This is a genomic window from Arthrobacter ruber (genome assembly GCF_002954225.1).
GTDB lineage: Bacteria > Actinomycetota > Actinomycetes > Actinomycetales > Micrococcaceae > Arthrobacter_D > Arthrobacter_D ruber.
The window spans coordinates 154,514-170,431 of sequence record NZ_PPTH01000018.1; the positions used below are offsets into that span (position 1 = coordinate 154,514).

Consider the following 15,918-nt stretch of genomic DNA (forward strand, 5'->3'; position numbering starts at 1 on the left):
TGCCGCTACCTCAGCTGGACGCGGGCGATGAACTTGTCGGTGCGCTCGCGGAGTTCACCCGCCTGGCGCCGGACGACGACGGCCGGATCCGGGTGGATCTCGCTGGCCGGCGGTTCCCTGCGGACGTTCGACGAGCAGATGAAGTCGGCACAGATCAGCGTCCCGACGGTGTTGCCGTCGCGTCCGGACTGGCCGGACCGGCGGGCCACCCACAGGAGGACGTCCTCCTTCGAGTACACATCGCGGCAGAGTTCGCACAGGACGGAGCGGTTCTTGCGGGCACCGCCCTCGGGAGCCCTGAGCAGGATGCCGGACGGCCCCTGACGACCGGGCACCACCAGGTAGCCGCGCAGCGGCATCTTCTCGTCGCGCCACCCGAGGAAGTCGAGGTTCTCCCAGTCCAGGGTGTCGAGGTTCTTCGGTGGGGTGAGCTTGACGGTCTCGGACCGCGTGGCGTTGATGAACGAGGAGCGGATGTCCTTGATGGAGATCGGTTGCATGGGAAGGGCTTTCGGCAGACGGAGGATCGGAGGGAAGGGAGCTCTGCCGGCTCACGTCCTAGGGCGCGACCGACCGCGCGGGTGCCGCGGGCCATGCACCACGGGGTGCAGGCGTGCGTCAGGCGGAGGAACTGCCCTTCATGGAGGAGGCCGGCCGGGGCGCGGGCACACAGCAGGCCATGACGGCCGCCCCGCTCTCCGCGGCCGTCCGGGCCCTGAAGGTCCGCAGCATGCTCATCCGTCCCTGATCCGTGATCCTCGTGCTTCGTGCCGGGCCATCCTCGCAGGAACACCTGCCTCACCGCAAAGCCGTACCGGCCGCCGGGCGTTGCCGGCACTCCTCCGGAGAGGCAGGGGTTCTGCGAACGGAGCCCCCGGGTCTGGTTAGTCTTGACCCGGACCATGACGGACCACGACCGACCACGACTCGAGGGAACATGATGACGGCAGCACCACCAGCTTCGGCAGTGCAGTTCACGACCCATGAGCTGCTCGCGCTGCTGGCTCTGAACCGTGGCCCGTCCGAGGAGGCATCGCGGTCGATGCTCAAGCTCGCCGACCTTCCCGACACCTCGGAACTGGTGCGCGCGGGGTTCTCGACGCTCTCGGTGCGGGAACTCCTCGATCGGAAGGGGGACGAGGTCACCCCTCGTGGCCCTGCCAGGGCGCTGGCCCGGATCCTGACCAGTGCCACCCTGTGGATCGATGCCACGGTCGCCGTCGCACGGCAGACTTCCGTGACGTTCCTCGTCGAGTCTCCTGCCGGGAAGGCGGCCCTCTTCGCGCGTCCGGGAAGCATCGTGCTGTGTGTCCCGCTCGAAGCGTCGGTGGACTGCTCGCAGATGGCGCTCGAGCTCGCCTCCGCCGGCTTCTCCTCCGGCGGTCAGGACACCCTGGTGTCGCTGCGGCGGCGCACGAGCGACGTGCCGTCCAGGACGGCGAACGTGCGCCGCACCGCCGAGCGTGGCTGGGAGGTCGCACGCACCCCCGCCGGTGGGGACGATCTCGAGGTGATGCCGTACGCGGACGAGGCGCACGCGTTCAGGGCGCTGCGCGCCGCGCTCGGCCTCCCCGCCGGGGCCGACGGCTGATCGCATCCACCGGGGGCCCTGGCCACAGGACGTGCCCTGCCGCGCATCACCGTGAACCGTGCGCCGCGGTCCGCCGTCGTGATCGCGTCCTGGCCTGGCCGCCCTCGGCCCCCTCGCCGCATCCGGGCTGCGCCGACGATCCGGCAGGGCTCAGGTGTCCGGCAGCTGGCTCTCGAACATCCGGTAGTAGCGGCCGCGGAGCGCCACCAGCTCCCGGTGCGTCCCCGACTCCACCACGCGCCCGTCCTCGAGCATGTGGATGACGTCCGCCTTCTCGATGGTGGCGAGCCGGTGGCTGATCGCGATGATGGTCCGTGAGCGGTCGGCGAAGAGCCGGGTGAAGATGCGGTGCTCGGCGAGCGCGTCGATGGCCGACGTCGGCTCGTCCATGACGATGAAGGGCGCGTCCCGGTAGAAGTTGCGGGCCATCGCGAGCCGCTGCCACTGCCCGCCGGAGAGGCCGCTGCCCTTCCGGCCGCGCGGGTCCTCCATCCAGTTGCTGACGTAGTTCTCGAAGCCGTTGGGCATCTTCTCGATGAAGTCCGCGGCCTCGGCATCCCGCGCCGCCCGCCGCACGCGTGCGTCGTCACGCGGATGGTGGACGTCGCCGAAGTAGATGTTGTTCTCCGCCGTCGCGAACTCGTACCGCAGGAAGTCCTGCGACATGACGGCCAGGTGCTGGTGCCAGTCGTCGATGCGGATGCCGCGCAGGTCCCGTCCGTCGAGCAGCACCTCTCCCCTGCCCGGCTGGTAGAGGCCGGCGAGGACGCGGATCAGGGTGGACTTCCCCGCGCCGTTCTCGCCCACGATGGCCACGTGCGTTCCGCGCTCGAAGGACATGGAGATGCCCCTGAGCACCTCCTCCTCGCCGCCGGAGTACGTGAAGTGGATGTCGCGGAGCTCGACGACGGCGGGAGCGGCTTCCAGCCGGCCGGGAGCGCCGGTGGAGAGCGGGAAGTCCATGAACTGCTCGTAGTCCTTGAGGTTCGCGAGGTCCTCGTCGATGGAGCTCAGCGAGGAGACGAGGTTGTTGGCGGTGCTGAGCGCCCGGCTGACGATCTGCTGCACGTACAGGAACTGGCCCACCGGCTGGGCGCGGGCGATGATCTGGCCCACGATCCACACGAGGGCCAGCAGTTCGGCGCCGTACTGCAGGGCGTCCGCGAGGAGCTGCTTCGGGATGTACCGCTTCTGGAAGTCCAGGCGCCGCTTCTCGTCGGCGTCGCGCAGGGTGGAGCGCAGGTCCATCAGGTGGCGGACGATCCCGTAGAGGCGCATCTCGGCGATGTGCTGCGGCTTCATCAGGTTCGTCTCGATCATGCGCCGCTGCCGCCGCGAGTCCACCTGGGTGTTCCAGTGCGCCATCTGCTCGCGGGAGAGCCGGAACTGCAGGTAGACGCTGGGGATGATGGCCACGAGCACGATCAGCGCGATCCACCAGCTGACGAGCAGCAGCGCGCCGATCGCGAGCACCACCGAGACCAGCTGCGTGAAGATGGCGGCGATGCGGTCCAGGACCCGCGCGTAGGAGTCGGAGAACCGGCGGGCCCTGTCGTACAGGTCCACCGTCTCCTTGTCGTCGTACCGCCAGAACTCCAGCGCCAGGAACCGCTCGTACATGCGATCCCCCACGATTGCCCCCACGCGGAAACTCAGGACCTGCTGGATGTAGCGGTCCACGCTCGTGAACGCACCCCACAGCAGCCCGAGGACGGCCGTGACGATCACGTAGACGAGCGCGGAGCGTCCGGCGTCCGGGTCACCCGCGTAGGCCGCGGCCAGCGCCGTCGTGGTCAGGGACGCGAAGTAGGTGGTGACCAGGGGCAGCACCGCGGAGATGAGCGAGCCGGCCACCTTCATGGCGACGGCGCCCGGCGAGGCCTTCGCGCTGAGCACGAGGACCTGCCCGACGGCACGTGCATACGGGCCGAGCCGGAGCTTGCGGCGCGCGGCGGCTTCGGGCTGCGGGAGTCCGCTCATGCCGGAGCCGCCGTCGGAGCTGAGCTGGGAGGATCGGCGGCCAGGAGGCTCCGGCCGGTCACCGGGGGCTGCAGGCGTTCATCGGGCGGCTCGCCGGGAAGCGGACCGCGCCTACTTGGAGCCGTAGTTGGGTGCCTCGACCGTCATCTGGATGTCGTGCGGGTGCGATTCCTTCAGTCCGGCGGCGGTGATGCGGACGAACTTGCCCTTGGCCTTCAGTTCCGGGATGGTGCGCGCCCCGGTGTAGAACATGGTCTGGCGCAGGCCGCCGACGAGCTGGTACGCCACGGAGGCCAGCGGGCCGCGGTAGGCGACGCGCCCCTCGATGCCCTCGGGGATCAGCTTGTCGTCCCCCGAGACGTCGGCCTGGAAGTAGCGATCCTTGGAGTAGGAGGTGTTCTTGCCGCGCGTCTGCATGGCACCCAGGGATCCCATGCCGCGGTAGGTCTTGAACTGCTTGCCGTTCACGAAGATCAGCTCGCCCGGGGCCTCGGCCGATCCGGCCAGGAGGGATCCGAGCATCACCGTGTCGGCGCCGGCCACGATGGCCTTGCCGATGTCGCCCGAGTACTGCAGCCCGCCGTCGGCGATCACGGGGACCCCGGCCGGGATGGCGGCCTTCGCCGACTCGTAGATGGCGGTGACCTGCGGCACGCCCACGCCCGCGACCACGCGCGTGGTGCAGATGGAGCCCGGGCCCACGCCCACCTTGATGCCGTCGGCGCCCGCGTCGATCAGGGCCTGGGCGCCCTCGCGGGTGGCGGCCTGGCCGCCGATGATGTCCACGTGCGCGGCGGACTTCTCGGCCTTCAGGCGCGCGATCATCTCGAGCACGCCGGCGCTGTGGCCGTTGGCGGTGTCGACGAAGAGGGCGTCGACGCCGGCCTCGACGAGGGTCATGGCGCGCTCCCACCCGTCACCGAAGAAGCCGATGGCCGCACCGACGCGCAGGCGTCCGTCGTCGTCCTTGGTGGCGAGCGGGTACTGCTCGGCCTTCGTGAAGTCCTTGACGGTGATGAGGCCGCGGAGGATCTCCTCGTCGTCGACGAGCGGGAGCTTCTCGATCTTGTTGGTCGCGAGGAGGTTGATGGCGTCGTCGCCGCTGATGCCCACGTGCCCGGTGACGAGCGGCATCTTGGTCATGACGTCACGCACGAGTGTCCGCGGGAACTCGCGCTCGAGGACGAAGCGCGTGTCGCGGTTGGTCACGATGCCGAGCAGGTGCCCGGTCGGGTCCACCACGGGCAGGCCGGAGACGCGGTAATGGCCGCAGAGCTCGTCGAGTTCCTGCAGGGTGGCATCGGGGCCGATGGTCAGCGGATTGGTGATCATGCCGGACTCGCTGCGCTTCACGCGGTCCACCTGGTCGGCCTGGTCCTGGACGGACAGGTTGCGGTGGATGACGCCGAGCCCGCCCTGGCGGGCCATGGCGATGGCCATGCGGGACTCCGTGACGGTGTCCATGGCGGAGGAGAGCAAGGGGGTCTTGACGGTGATGCGCTTGGAGATGCGCGACGACGTATCGGCCTCCGAGGGGATCACGTCGGTGTGGCCGGGGAGCAGGAGGACGTCGTCGTACGTCAGGCCAATGAATCCGAAGGGGTCGTGGGTCTCGTTCTGGCCGGACTGCTGGCTCACTGCTGCGCCTCTTTCGGTGGAACCGGGTGGGGGTAGGGGCCTTCGGCGGGTCGCGCCCGCGGGCCTTGCCAGTCTAGAACCATGGCAGCAGTGGCCCTATTCCGGTGATGACGCTCACAGCCCTGCCCGGCAGGGCCGGAGCAAATTCCCGCTCGACCGTTCCGTCGCCTCCCGGGCAGCACCGGACCGCGGACGCCCGAGGACCGATCGATCCGCCGGGGCGCGCGCGAACCACGTACTCTTGGAGGAGCATGTTCCCGGGGACACCGGGGACCACCGGACCGGAATTGCCGGATCTGCCGGCCCCGACGACGTCCGTCGGACGGCCGCCGCCCCGCCTGCCGCATGAATGAGAGAAACCTGATCTGTGAATAAGAGACCTGCCGCACTGAAAGCACCACGGGAACTGGCCAAGGGGGCCATGCGCATCGTCGCGCTCGGAGGTATCGGTGAGATCGGCAGAAACATGACCGTCTTCGAGTTCGACGGCAAGCTGCTGATCGTGGACTGCGGCGTCCTGTTCCCCGAGGAACACCAGCCGGGCATCAACGTCATCCTTCCCGACTTCTCCTACATCCGCGACCGCCTCGACGACGTCGTGGCCGTCGTCCTCACCCACGGCCACGAGGACCACATCGGCGGTGTCCCGTATCTCCTCAAGGAGCGCGCGGACATCCCCCTGGTCGGTTCCAGGCTCACGCTCGCCTTCATCGAGGCCAAGCTCAAGGAACACCGCATCACCCCCAAGACCGTGCAGGTCAAGGAGGGCGACCGCCGGACCATGGGTGGCTTCGACCTCGAGTTCGTCGCCGTGAACCACTCCATCCCCGACAGCCTCGCCGTCGCCATCCGCACCGCGGCCGGCATGGTGCTGCACACGGGTGACTTCAAGATGGACCAGTTCCCCCTCGACCGTCGCATCACCGACCTCACCGCCTTCGCGCGGCTCGGCGAGGAGGGCGTGGACCTGTTCCTCACCGACTCCACGAACGCGGACGTCCCCGGCTTCACCACCTCGGAGAAGGACCTGGCGCCGGCCATCGACGCCGTGTTCCGCACCGCACCGCGCCGCATCATCGTGTCCAGCTTCGCGAGCCACATCCACCGCATCCAGCAGATCATCGACACCGCGCACACCCACCGCCGCAAGGTGGCGTTCGTGGGCCGCTCGATGGTGCGCAACATGACGATCGCGGCGGATCTGGGCTACCTCAACATTCCGCAGGGCCTGCTCGTGGACTTCAAGAAGCTCGAGCGCAGCGACGACCACAAGGTGGTCCTCATCTGCACCGGCTCGCAGGGCGAGCCCATGGCGGCCCTCTCGCGCATGGCCAACAAGGACCACGCCATCCGCATCAGCGAGGGCGACACCGTCCTGCTGGCCAGCTCGCTCATCCCGGGCAACGAGAACGCGATCTACGGCATCATCAATGCCCTGACCGAGATCGGCGCCAACGTGGTCCACAAGGGCAACGCCAAGGTGCACGTCTCCGGCCATGCCAGCGCCGGCGAGCTCGCCTACTGCTACAACATCGTCAAGCCGCGCAACGTCATGCCCGTCCACGGCGAATGGCGCCACCTGCGTGCCAACTCGGAGATCGCCGTCGCCACCGGCGTCGATCCCCGCAACGTCGTGATCGCGCAGGACGGCGTGACCGTGGACCTCGTCCGCGGACGCGCCACCCTCTCGGGCAAGGTCGAGGCCGGCCTCGTGTTCGTCGACGGCGACAGTGTCGGTGGCATCACCGAGGAGGACCTCGTGGAGCGCCGCCGCCTGGCGGAGGAGGGCGTCGTCACCGTCCTCGCGATCATCGACCCGGACAACGGGGACATCGTCGAGGCGCCGGAGTTCTTCACCAAGGGCTTCTCCTGCTCCGACGAGGACCTCGACAAGGCGGGCGCCGCCGTCGAGAAGGCGCTCCGCGACGCGGCCTCCAACCGTCAGGGCGGTCGCCGCCAGGATCCGGAGGAGATCATCGAGCGGGCCACGGCCAACTGGATGCGCCGGTTCTACAACCGTCAGCCCGTCGTGACCGCGATCGTCGTCGACGCCTGATCCCCGGTTCCCACCGGATAGCCCCGGTGCCCCTTCGGGCGCCGGGGCTTCCTCGTCCCTGAGCATGCCGCTTCCTCCCACTCCGGCTGCCGGTGGGATGGGCACACCCGGACACTCCCATGTCCCGGGGTCATGCAATGGGAGGGAGCCCGACCGCGTCGACACCCCGGGTGCTCGCCTTCCGAGCCTGCCCGTCAGGGCGTAGCAGCGCGCCCGGCGGGCGCCGGCCGGGTGGGAAGGATCTCCGCCCGGACGAGGGAGCGGTCATAGGCGATCCTTCCCTCGTTCTCGAGGATCAGCTCCTCCGAGATCTCCCGGCCCGTCCGCTTGTCCCGCTCGATCCGGTAGACCCTGTTGTGCCGGAAGACGTCGTCGCCCTCCTCGTAGAAGTAGGCGTCACGTTCGCGGATATGGAACTTCGTCGGCAGGTCGTGATCGGCCCGCAACTCCCCACGCAGGTATTCGTCCGTCGTCGAGGTCCGGAACTGGAACGTGACGTCGGTCCTGTTCTCCACCCGGTAGTCGAGGTAGTTGAAGGCGATGGACGTGCCGGTGCCCCAGGGGATCTGGCGGTCGTAGTCGGGGAAGAGATCGAGGCCGTTGTGGTGGTGGTGCTCGACGACGGTGAGGGGGCTGTGCAGCACCATCCAGTGCAGCAGATTGGTGAACTGGCACATCCCGCCTCCCATGCCCCTGGCCGGCCTGCCGTTGCTGATCGTCAGGCCCTCCCTGTACCCCTCCTTCGCGGAGCATCGACCCGCGAGGTGCCAGAAGGAGAAACACTCGCCCGGGGCGATCAGGATGCCGTCGATCTTCGGAGCGGTGAGGCCGAGGCTGACGGCCTTGTTGTCCTGCAGTTCCGTCTCGACATCGCCCAGACGGCGTCGGATCAGCGAGTTGTGCCGGTACACCGTGACCGGCAGGGACTCCTCCGAGCGGGTCGAGGCGAGCGTGCCGCGGTTCCGGAGGTTGCGCAGGTGCCGCATCAGGATCATGCGCTCACTGGCGAGGCGGTAGGTCAGCGGCGAGATCTCGCCGAACAGTCGTCGAGTCACGTTCACCCCCCGGGATCGTTACGTGCCCATGATAGCCGCGAGCAGCCGGCGTTCGATACACGAGGAAGCCCCGATACCCGTCGGGCGCCGGGACCTGCCCGCCCCGTGAGCACGTCGCTTCCTCCCACTCCGGCTGCCGGTGGGATGGGAACACCCGGACACTCCCACGTCCCGGGGTCATGCAAGGGGAGGAAGCCCGACCACCTCGACACCCTCGGACACGGCAGCACCCCGGCTCCGAGGAACCGGGGTGCTGTGTCAGGCGATGGGCGGGAGCCCGTGCGTCCTAGTGCGAGTGGCCGTGGCCGCCCTCGTCGTCGGACTCCTCGGGCTTCTCCACCACGAGGGTCTCCGTGGTGAGCACGAGCGCCGCGATGGAGGCGGCGTTCCGCAGGGCGGAGCGCGTCACCTTCACGGGGTCGATGATGCCCGCGTCCACGAGGTTCTCGTACTCCCCGGTCGCGGCATTGAAGCCGTGACCGTCCTCGAGATCCGAGACCTTCGCGACGACCACGTAACCCTCGTGTCCGGCGTTCTCGGCGATCCAGCGCAGCGGCTGGGCGAGGGCCCGGCGGACGAGGCCGACGGCGGTGGCTGCGTCGCCCTCGAGTGCCAGCACGTCGGAGTCGGTGTCCAGCGCCTTGCCGGCGTGGACCAGCGCGGAACCGCCGCCGGCCACGATGCCCTCCTCGAGAGCGGCACGCGTGGAGGACACGGCGTCCTCGATGCGGTGCTTCTTCTCCTTGAGCTCCACCTCGGTGGCGGCGCCGACCTTGATGACGCCGATGCCGCCGGCGAGCTTCGCGAGGCGCTCCTGGAGCTTCTCGCGGTCCCAGTCGGAATCGGTGCGCTCGACCTCGGCGCGGATCTGCGCCACGCGGTCGGCGACGTCGGACTCGCTGCCGGTGCCGTCCACGATCGTGGTGGCATCCTTGGTGACGGTGATGCGGCGGGCGGACCCGAGCACCTCGAGGCCCACCTGGTCCAGCTTGAGGCCGAGGTCCGGCGAGACGACCTGCGCACCCGTGAGAGTAGCGATGTCCTGCATCATGGCCTTGCGGCGGTCACCGAAGCCGGGAGCCTTGACGGCGACGACGTTCAGGGTGCCGCGGATCTTGTTGACCACGAGGGTGGAGAGCGCCTCGCCCTCGATGTCCTCGGCGATGATGAACAGCGGCTTGCCGGCCTGCAGCGCCTTCTCAAGCAGCGGCAGGAATTCCTGCAGCGAGGAGATCTTGCCCGAGTTGATGAGGATGAGCGCGTCCTCGAGGACGGCTTCCTGGCGCTCGGGGTCGGTCACGAAGTACGGCGAGAGGTAGCCCTTGTCGAACTGCATGCCCTCGGTGAGGACGAGCTCGGTCTGCGTGGTGGAGGACTCCTCGATGGTGATCACACCATCCTTGCCGACCTTGTCGAACGCCTCGGCGAGGAGGTCACCGACCTCGGTGCTCTGCGCGGAGATGGAGGCCACGTTGGCGGTCTGCTGGCCGACGACCTCGCGGGCGTTCTCGAGCAGGCGCTTGGCGACGGCCTCGACCGCCACCTCGATGCCGTGCTTGAGCTGCCCGGGGGCCGCACCGGCCGCCACGTTGCGGAGGCCCTCCTTTACGAGTGCCTGGGCCAGGACCGTGGCGGTCGTGGTTCCGTCACCGGCGACGTCGTTGGTCTTGGTGGCGACCTCCTTGGCCAGCTGCGCGCCGAGGTTCTCGTACGGGTCGTCGAGCTCGACCTCACGGGCGATCGTGACGCCGTCGTTCGTGATGGTGGGGGCGCCCCACTTCTTGTCGAGCACGACATTGCGTCCGCGGGGGCCCAGCGTCACCTTGACGGTGTTCGCGAGCTTGTCCACGCCGGCCTCGAGGGCACGGCGGGCGGCGTCGTTGAATTCCAACTGCTTTGCCACTGTTGGTTCCTTTCAGGCTTGGCGAGGAAAAGCCCCGGCCGCTACGGGCCGGGGCTTCTCCAGGGGTACTACTTGACGACGATGGCGAGGACGTCGCGCGCGGAGAGCACGAGGTACTCGGTGCCGCCGTGCTTGACCTCGGTTCCGCCGTACTTCGAGTAGATGACGACGTCGCCCTCGGCGACGTCGACGGGGACGCGGTTGCCGTTGTCGTCGACGCGACCCGGTCCGACTGCTACGACTTCACCCTCCTGGGGCTTCTCCTTGGCGGTGTCCGGGATGACGAGGCCGGAAGCAGTGGTCTGCTCGGCTTCGAGGGGGCGGACAACGATGCGATCCTCAAGGGGCTTAATAGAGACCGACACTCGGGCTCTCCTTTGCGTTCGATACCAATGGAAAGGGGGCCGTCGGGCTGGGCGTGGACCGTCGTCGCGGTGCCGATGCACGCTTCCCTCGGGATTAGCACCCGCTGTTAGCGAGTGCCAAGTCCGACTGTATGCAAGGGCTGGCACTCGGTCAAGGCGAGTGCCAGCGTTGACACTCCTCCTCCCCGGCGGGCCCCGGTAGGACGCATTAGGACATGCTTCGGTTGCGTAATTCGACGGACTACGGCTAGATTCGAACTAGGTAAGGATCTCCTTACTTCGATTCACGGCCTGTGCAGGCCCCTTCCCCCCGGAGTTCACCCATGGCACACGTGCGCCTCGCCGTCCTTTCCGCAGCCGCTGCGGCCACCCTCGCCCTGACGGCCTGCGGCGGTTCCTCCGAAGCTGCCGGCGAGGCCGAAGCGGCCGCGACCGTGTCGGTCGAGCACGCGCAGGGGACCACCGAGGTACCGGTGGACCCCGAGACGGTCTTCACCTTCGACCTCGGCGCCCTCGACACACTCGACGCCCTCGGCGTCGACGTCGCCGGTGTCCCCCAGGGGACGCTGCCCGAGCAGCTCGCGGCCTACGAGGGCGGCGACATCACGAACATCGGTTCCATGAAGGAGCCCGACTTCGAGGCCATCGCGGCCGCCGCCCCGGACCTGATCATCATCTCGGGCCGGGTGGCCGATTCCTACGACGAGCTCGCGGAGATCGCCCCGACCATCGACCTGAGCGTCGACGCCGCCGATCCCATGGCGAGCTTCATCGGGCACACCGAGTCGCTCGGACGGATCTTCGGTGCGGAGGACGAGGTGGCCGACCGCCTGGCCTCGCTCGACGCCAGGATCACCGAGACGAAGGACGCTGCCGCGTCCGCCGGCAACGGCCTGGTCCTGATGACCAGTGCCGGCGAGGTCACCGCCTACGGTGCCGGCTCCCGGTTCGGCCTGATCCATGACGTGCTCGGCGTCGAGCCCGCCTCCGAGGTCAAGAGCGAGGGCACGCACGGCGAGGCCGTCTCCTTCGAGTACATCGCCGAGATCAACCCGGCGCACCTGTTCGTCATCGACCGCGATGCCGCCGTCGGTGAGGCCGGCGCCGCCGGAGCCGCCGTCCTCGACAACGAGCTCGTCAACGGCACCGACGCAGCGAGGAACGACGACGTCACCTACCTCGACTCGGCGAGCTGGTACCTGATCGGATACGGCCTGAACAACCTCGACGCCATGGTCTCGGCCGTCCACGAGGCCGTCGCGGCCTGATCCGTTCCGCCGCTCCCGCGGCGGGCGCCCCCATGGCAGCACTTCCCCTCCGGCCGCAGCGGCCGGCACAGCAGCACGGCCCCACGCGGTCGCCGGCCCTCTGGTCGGCCGCCGGGGCCGTGCTGCTGCTCGCCCTCGTCAGCCTCTTCGTGGGCGTCTCCGAGATCTCCCCCGCCGATCTCCTGCGCGGTGACACCACCGTGATGCAGACGTTCGTCGTGAGCCGGGTCCCCCGGACACTCGCGATCATCCTGGCCGGCGTGGCCCTCAGCATCTCCGGGTTCATCCTGCAGCTGATGGCGCGCAACCGGTTCGTGGAACCGTCCACCGTGGGCACGGTGGAGTCCGCCACCGCGGGGATCCTCGTCGCGACGCTCCTCCTGCCGGCCGCCCCGCTCGTGGCGAAGATGGGGATCGCCGCCGTCTTCGCCCTGGCCGGGACCGCGCTCTTCCTGACCGTCCTGCGCCGGATCCCGCTGCGGAACACGCTGATCGTCCCGCTCGTGGGCATCATGCTCGGCGGGGTCATCGCCGCCGTGACCACGTTCTTCGCCTACCGCTTCGACCTGCTGCAGACGCTCAACACGTGGATGATCGGTGACTTTTCGGGCCTGATCCGCGGCCGCTACGAGCTGCTGTGGATCGTCGCCGTGCTCGCCGTCGTCGGCTACGTGTGTGCCGACCGGTTCACCGTGGCCGGGATGGGCGAGGAGTTCACCACGAACCTCGGCCTGGACTACCGGCGCACCATGAACCTCGGCCTCGTCCTGGTGAGCCTGATCAGCGCCGTCGTCGTGGTGGTCGTGGGAGCCATCCCCTTCCTCGGCCTGATCGTCCCCAACCTCGTGTCCCTGCTGATCGGCGACAACGTGCGCCGCGCCGTCCCGTGGATCGCCCTGTTCGGCGCCGGCTTCGTCCTGGCGTGCGACATCCTCGGCAGAGTCATCCGCTTCCCCTACGAGATCCCGGTCGGCGTGATCGTCTCGGTGCTCGGCAGCGCCCTGTTCATCGCCCTGCTCGTGAGGAGGACCACCGGTGCGCGCTAGGACCAGTCCCCTGCCCGACGCCGTCGTACAGTCGGTCCGGAAGCCGATGACAGCGCTTCCGCCCGCCGCGTGGCTCGTGGTGCTCGGCCTCGCCGCCGTCGCCCTCATCGCGGCGTTCCTGCTCGTGGACCTCGACGGCAACCTCGCGTACGTCCTGCCGCGGCGACTGAACCGTATCGGGGCCATGGTGCTGGTCGCCGTCGCCGTCGGGGTGTCCACCGTGCTGTTCCAGACCGTGACCGGCAACCGGATCCTCACGCCGTCCATCATGGGCCTGGACGCGCTCTACATCCTGATCCAGACCGTCCTGGCGTTCGCGCTCGGCGCCTCCACCCTGCTCACCCTCGGCGCGCCGATCCGCTTCGCCGTCGAGGTCACGCTCATGGTCGGCTTCTCGTGGCTGCTGTACCGGTGGCTGTTCACGGGCCACGGCCGCAGCCTGCACCTGCTGCTGCTGGTCGGGATCGTGTTCGGCGTCTTCTTCCGCGGGGTGTCGTCGCTGCTGCAGCGCCTCATGGACCCGAGCGAGTTCATCATCCTGCAGGACCTGTTCTTCGCGAGCTTCAACCGCGTGGATCCGATGCTGCTGCTGATCTCCGCCGTCACCGTCACCGTCCTGTGCATCCCCGCCTGGCGCCTGCGCCACCGCCTCGACGTCCTGGCCCTCGGGCGCGACACCGCCGTCGGCCTCGGCGTCGACTACCGGCGCACCGTGACCCTGGTCCTCGTGATCTGCTCCGTGCTCGTGGCCGTCTCCACGGCACTGGTGGGGCCCGCGACGTTCTTCGGCCTGCTCGTCTCGGCCCTCGCGTACCAGCTGTGCAACCACTTCCGGCACGCCGTCGTGCTGCCCGTCGCCGTCCTCCTCGGGGTGGTGGCCCTCGTGGGAGGGCAGCTCGTCCTCGAGCAGGTCTTCGCGTTCGACACCGCCCTCAGCATCGTCATCGAGTTCACCGGCGGCCTCGTCTTCCTCGTCCTCCTCCTGAAAGGCCGCATCCGGTGATCACCATCAGCCACGCCACCAAGCGCTACGGCGCCGCCACGGTGGTGGACGACGTCACGTGCACGATCCCCGGCGGCGGCGTCACGTCGATCATCGGCCCGAACGGTGCCGGCAAGTCCACGCTGCTGTCCCTGATGAGCCGGCTCCTGCCGCTGGATGCCGGCCGGGTCGAGGTGGACGGTCTGGACGTCGCCACCACACCGGGCAAGGACCTCGCCCGGACCCTGTCCATCCTGCGGCAGGAGAACCAGCTGACCGTCCGGCTCTCCGTCCGGGACCTCGTGGGATTCGGCCGGTTCCCCCACAACAACGGCCGCCCCACGACGGCGGACCGCGAGCACATCGAGCGGGCCCTCGAGTACCTCGACCTCACGGACCTCGCCGACCGCTTCGTCGACGAGCTCTCGGGCGGCCAGCGCCAGCGCGCGTTCATCGCCATGGTGCTGGCACAGGACACCGGCACCATCCTCCTCGATGAGCCGCTCAACAACCTGGACATGAAGCACTCCGTGGACATGATGCGCCTGCTCCGCCGGCTCGCCGACGACCTCGGGAAGACCGTGGTCCTCGTGATCCACGACATCAATTTCGCCTCCTGCTACTCGGACACCATCCTCGCGATGCGCGAGGGCGCGCTCATCCACCAGGGCACACCCGAAGAGATCATGACGCCGGAGGTGCTGCACCGGGTGTACGACGTCGAGATCCAGGTGGAGCAGATCCGCGGCAACAGGATCGGTGTCTACTTCGCCTAGGCTGACTGCATGGCTTCGGAGAACATCGCGGACATCCTGACCCCCGAGGGCTGGGAGCTGCTGAACTCCCTCGGGCCGTACACCGAGGCCGACAGCCTCCGCCTGACCGGGCAGCTGCGCAAGGCGGGACACTCCGCGCAGGTGGTCGCCGCAGCGCTCACGCAGTCGCGGCTCCGAGCGAAGGCCTCCGCGAAGTTCGGGGCGTTCGCCGAGCGCATGGTCTTCACCGCGGCCGGCCTCGAGCAGGCCACGCGCCTGACGGTCGCCGCACGCCACGCGCAGCGCTTCGTCGACGCCGGCCTCGTGAGGGTCGCCGACCTCGGGTGCGGTCTCGGCGCCGACAGCATGGCGCTGGCCACCCTGGAGCGCGACGTCACCGCCGTCGAACTCGACGAGACGACAGCCGCGGCCGCGACGATGAACCTGCTGCCCTTCCGCAATGCGCGCGTCGTCAACGCCGACGCCTCCTCCGTGGACACCGCGGCGTACGACGGCGTCTGGCTCGATCCCGCGCGGAGGACGACCACGACGTCGGGCACCTCCCGCCTCTTCGACCCCGAGGCGTTCTCCCCTCCCCTGTCCTTCGTCCAGCACCTTGCCGACGGCGGGAAACCCGTGGGCGTGAAGATGGGCCCGGGCATGCCCCACGCGGCGATCCCGTCCACCTGCGAGGCGCAGTGGGTCTCCGTGGGCGGCGACGTCACCGAGGTGGCTCTCTGGTTCAACACCCTCCGGCGTGAGGGCGTCCGCCGGGCGGCGCTCGTCATCGGTCCGCAGGGCGCCGCGGAGCTGGTGTCCGCGGCGAATTTCGGGGAGGGCCCGACGGCGGCGGTCGGCGCGCCGGGCGGCTACCTCTACGAGCCCGACGGCGCCGTCATCCGGGCCGAGCTCGTCGCCGACCTCGCCGCGCAGCTCGGCGGGCACCTGCTGGACCCGATGATCGCGTACATCTGCGCGCCCTCGTACACGGACACCCCGTTCGCCCGCGCCTACCGGGTGCTCGAGGTCCGTCCCTACAACGTGAAGGCCCTGAGGTCGTGGGTGCGCTCCGAGGGGATCGGCGTGCTCGACATCAAGAAGCGCGGCACCGCCGTGACGCCCGAGGAGGTGCGCAAGCAGCTGCTGACCGGGTCCGGCAAGGGCCGCAGGAAGGCCACCCTGGTGCTGACCCGCATCGGCGACGAGCGCGTGGCGATCGTCGTCGAGCCCGTGGCCGGTGTCTAGCCCGTCCTGCCCACGGCCACACTTACCCGCCGGC

At 69.1% G+C, this 15,918-nt stretch carries 14 protein-coding genes; 8 read left to right on the plus strand and 6 right to left on the minus strand.

The window, feature by feature from the left end:
- Positions 1-5: 5 nt before the first annotated feature.
- On the minus strand, positions 6-500 hold the full coding sequence (locus CI785_RS14560; protein ID WP_105032819.1) for an FBP domain-containing protein: 495 nt from the start codon (positions 498-500) through the stop codon (positions 6-8).
- Positions 501-613: 113 nt separating this feature from the next.
- On the opposite strand from CI785_RS14560, the gene CI785_RS17670 reads away from it, so the two are divergent.
- Positions 614-748: a hypothetical protein gene (locus tag CI785_RS17670; protein WP_276308034.1), complete on the plus strand. Its 135-nt coding sequence runs from the start codon at positions 614-616 to the stop codon at positions 746-748.
- A 192-nt stretch (positions 749-940) separates the two neighbouring features.
- Positions 941-1,591 (plus strand): hypothetical protein, encoded by a 651-nt coding sequence (locus CI785_RS14565; protein ID WP_157940284.1) that lies wholly within the window; start codon positions 941-943, stop codon positions 1,589-1,591.
- A gap of 150 nt (positions 1,592-1,741) precedes the next feature.
- Here the strand turns inward: CI785_RS14565 and CI785_RS14570 are convergent, their stop codons facing one another.
- Both CI785_RS14570 and guaB read right to left on the minus strand, forming a co-directional pair.
- Positions 1,742-3,571 carry an ABC transporter ATP-binding protein gene (locus tag CI785_RS14570; RefSeq protein ID WP_105032821.1) on the minus strand — a complete coding sequence of 610 codons (1,830 nt, stop codon included), beginning with the start codon at positions 3,569-3,571 and terminating at the stop codon, positions 1,742-1,744.
- 111 nt (positions 3,572-3,682) lie between these two features.
- The gene (guaB, locus tag CI785_RS14575; RefSeq protein WP_105032822.1) at positions 3,683-5,209 is read right to left on the minus strand and encodes an IMP dehydrogenase; all 1,527 of its coding nucleotides are present in this window, start codon (positions 5,207-5,209) and stop codon (positions 3,683-3,685) included.
- Positions 5,210-5,630: 421 nt separating this feature from the next.
- On the opposite strand from guaB, the gene CI785_RS14580 reads away from it, so the two are divergent.
- The gene (locus CI785_RS14580) at positions 5,631-7,265 is read left to right on the plus strand and encodes a ribonuclease J (RefSeq protein WP_105032823.1); all 1,635 of its coding nucleotides are present in this window, start codon (positions 5,631-5,633) and stop codon (positions 7,263-7,265) included.
- Positions 7,266-7,459: 194 nt separating this feature from the next.
- Here CI785_RS14580 and CI785_RS14585 read toward each other — a convergent pair whose 3' ends face one another.
- The 3 genes from CI785_RS14585 to groES all read right to left on the minus strand — a co-directional run bounded on the left by CI785_RS14585 (position 7,460) and on the right by groES (position 10,588).
- Positions 7,460-8,320 carry a VanW family protein gene (locus tag CI785_RS14585; RefSeq protein ID WP_105033218.1) on the minus strand — a complete coding sequence of 287 codons (861 nt, stop codon included), beginning with the start codon at positions 8,318-8,320 and terminating at the stop codon, positions 7,460-7,462.
- A 286-nt stretch (positions 8,321-8,606) separates the two neighbouring features.
- A complete protein-coding gene (gene groL, locus CI785_RS14590; protein ID WP_105032824.1) occupies positions 8,607-10,223 on the minus strand; it encodes a chaperonin GroEL in 1,617 nt (538 codons plus the stop codon).
- Between the two features lie 68 nt (positions 10,224-10,291).
- Entirely contained in the window at positions 10,292-10,588 is a 297-nt protein-coding gene (gene groES / locus CI785_RS14595) for a co-chaperone GroES (protein WP_105032825.1), read from the minus strand.
- Between the two features lie 323 nt (positions 10,589-10,911).
- On the opposite strand from groES, the gene CI785_RS14600 reads away from it, so the two are divergent.
- From CI785_RS14600 to CI785_RS14620, 5 genes are read left to right on the plus strand one after another with little or no spacing between them, the layout of a single operon-like run.
- Positions 10,912-11,856: a siderophore ABC transporter substrate-binding protein gene (locus CI785_RS14600; protein ID WP_105032826.1), complete on the plus strand. Its 945-nt coding sequence runs from the start codon at positions 10,912-10,914 to the stop codon at positions 11,854-11,856.
- Positions 11,857-11,888: 32 nt separating this feature from the next.
- Positions 11,889-12,902 carry an ABC transporter permease gene (locus CI785_RS14605; protein ID WP_105032827.1) on the plus strand — a complete coding sequence of 338 codons (1,014 nt, stop codon included), beginning with the start codon at positions 11,889-11,891 and terminating at the stop codon, positions 12,900-12,902.
- A 46-nt stretch (positions 12,903-12,948) separates the two neighbouring features.
- Positions 12,949-13,905, plus strand: coding sequence for an iron chelate uptake ABC transporter family permease subunit (locus CI785_RS14610; RefSeq protein WP_105033219.1), 957 nt, complete (start codon positions 12,949-12,951; stop codon positions 13,903-13,905).
- Positions 13,902-14,660, plus strand: a complete 759-nt coding sequence (locus CI785_RS14615) for an iron ABC transporter ATP-binding protein (protein WP_105032828.1) — start codon at positions 13,902-13,904, stop codon at positions 14,658-14,660. Before CI785_RS14610 ends, CI785_RS14615 begins: the two co-directional genes overlap by 4 nt.
- A 9-nt stretch (positions 14,661-14,669) precedes the next feature.
- Positions 14,670-15,884, plus strand: a complete 1,215-nt coding sequence (locus CI785_RS14620; protein ID WP_105032829.1) for a class I SAM-dependent methyltransferase — start codon at positions 14,670-14,672, stop codon at positions 15,882-15,884.
- Positions 15,885-15,918 lie beyond the last annotated feature (34 nt).

Bases quoted from the DNA above. Each gene is read 5' to 3' on its own strand.
- CI785_RS14570 (WP_105032821.1), bottom strand. From the start codon at position 3,571: ATGAGCGGACTCCCGCAGCCCGAAGCCGCCGCGCGCCGCAAGCTCCGG.
- CI785_RS14620 (WP_105032829.1), top strand. From the start codon at position 14,670: ATGGCTTCGGAGAACATCGCGGACATCCTGACCCCCGAGGGCTGGGAG.
- CI785_RS14600 (WP_105032826.1), top strand. From the start codon at position 10,912: ATGGCACACGTGCGCCTCGCCGTCCTTTCCGCAGCCGCTGCGGCCACC.
- CI785_RS14610 (WP_105033219.1), top strand. From the start codon at position 12,949: ATGACAGCGCTTCCGCCCGCCGCGTGGCTCGTGGTGCTCGGCCTCGCC.
- CI785_RS14605 (WP_105032827.1), top strand. From the start codon at position 11,889: ATGGCAGCACTTCCCCTCCGGCCGCAGCGGCCGGCACAGCAGCACGGC.
- CI785_RS14580 (WP_105032823.1), top strand. From the start codon at position 5,631: ATGCGCATCGTCGCGCTCGGAGGTATCGGTGAGATCGGCAGAAACATG.
- CI785_RS14560 (WP_105032819.1), bottom strand. From the start codon at position 500: ATGCAACCGATCTCCATCAAGGACATCCGCTCCTCGTTCATCAACGCC.
- CI785_RS14565 (WP_157940284.1), top strand. From the start codon at position 941: ATGACGGCAGCACCACCAGCTTCGGCAGTGCAGTTCACGACCCATGAG.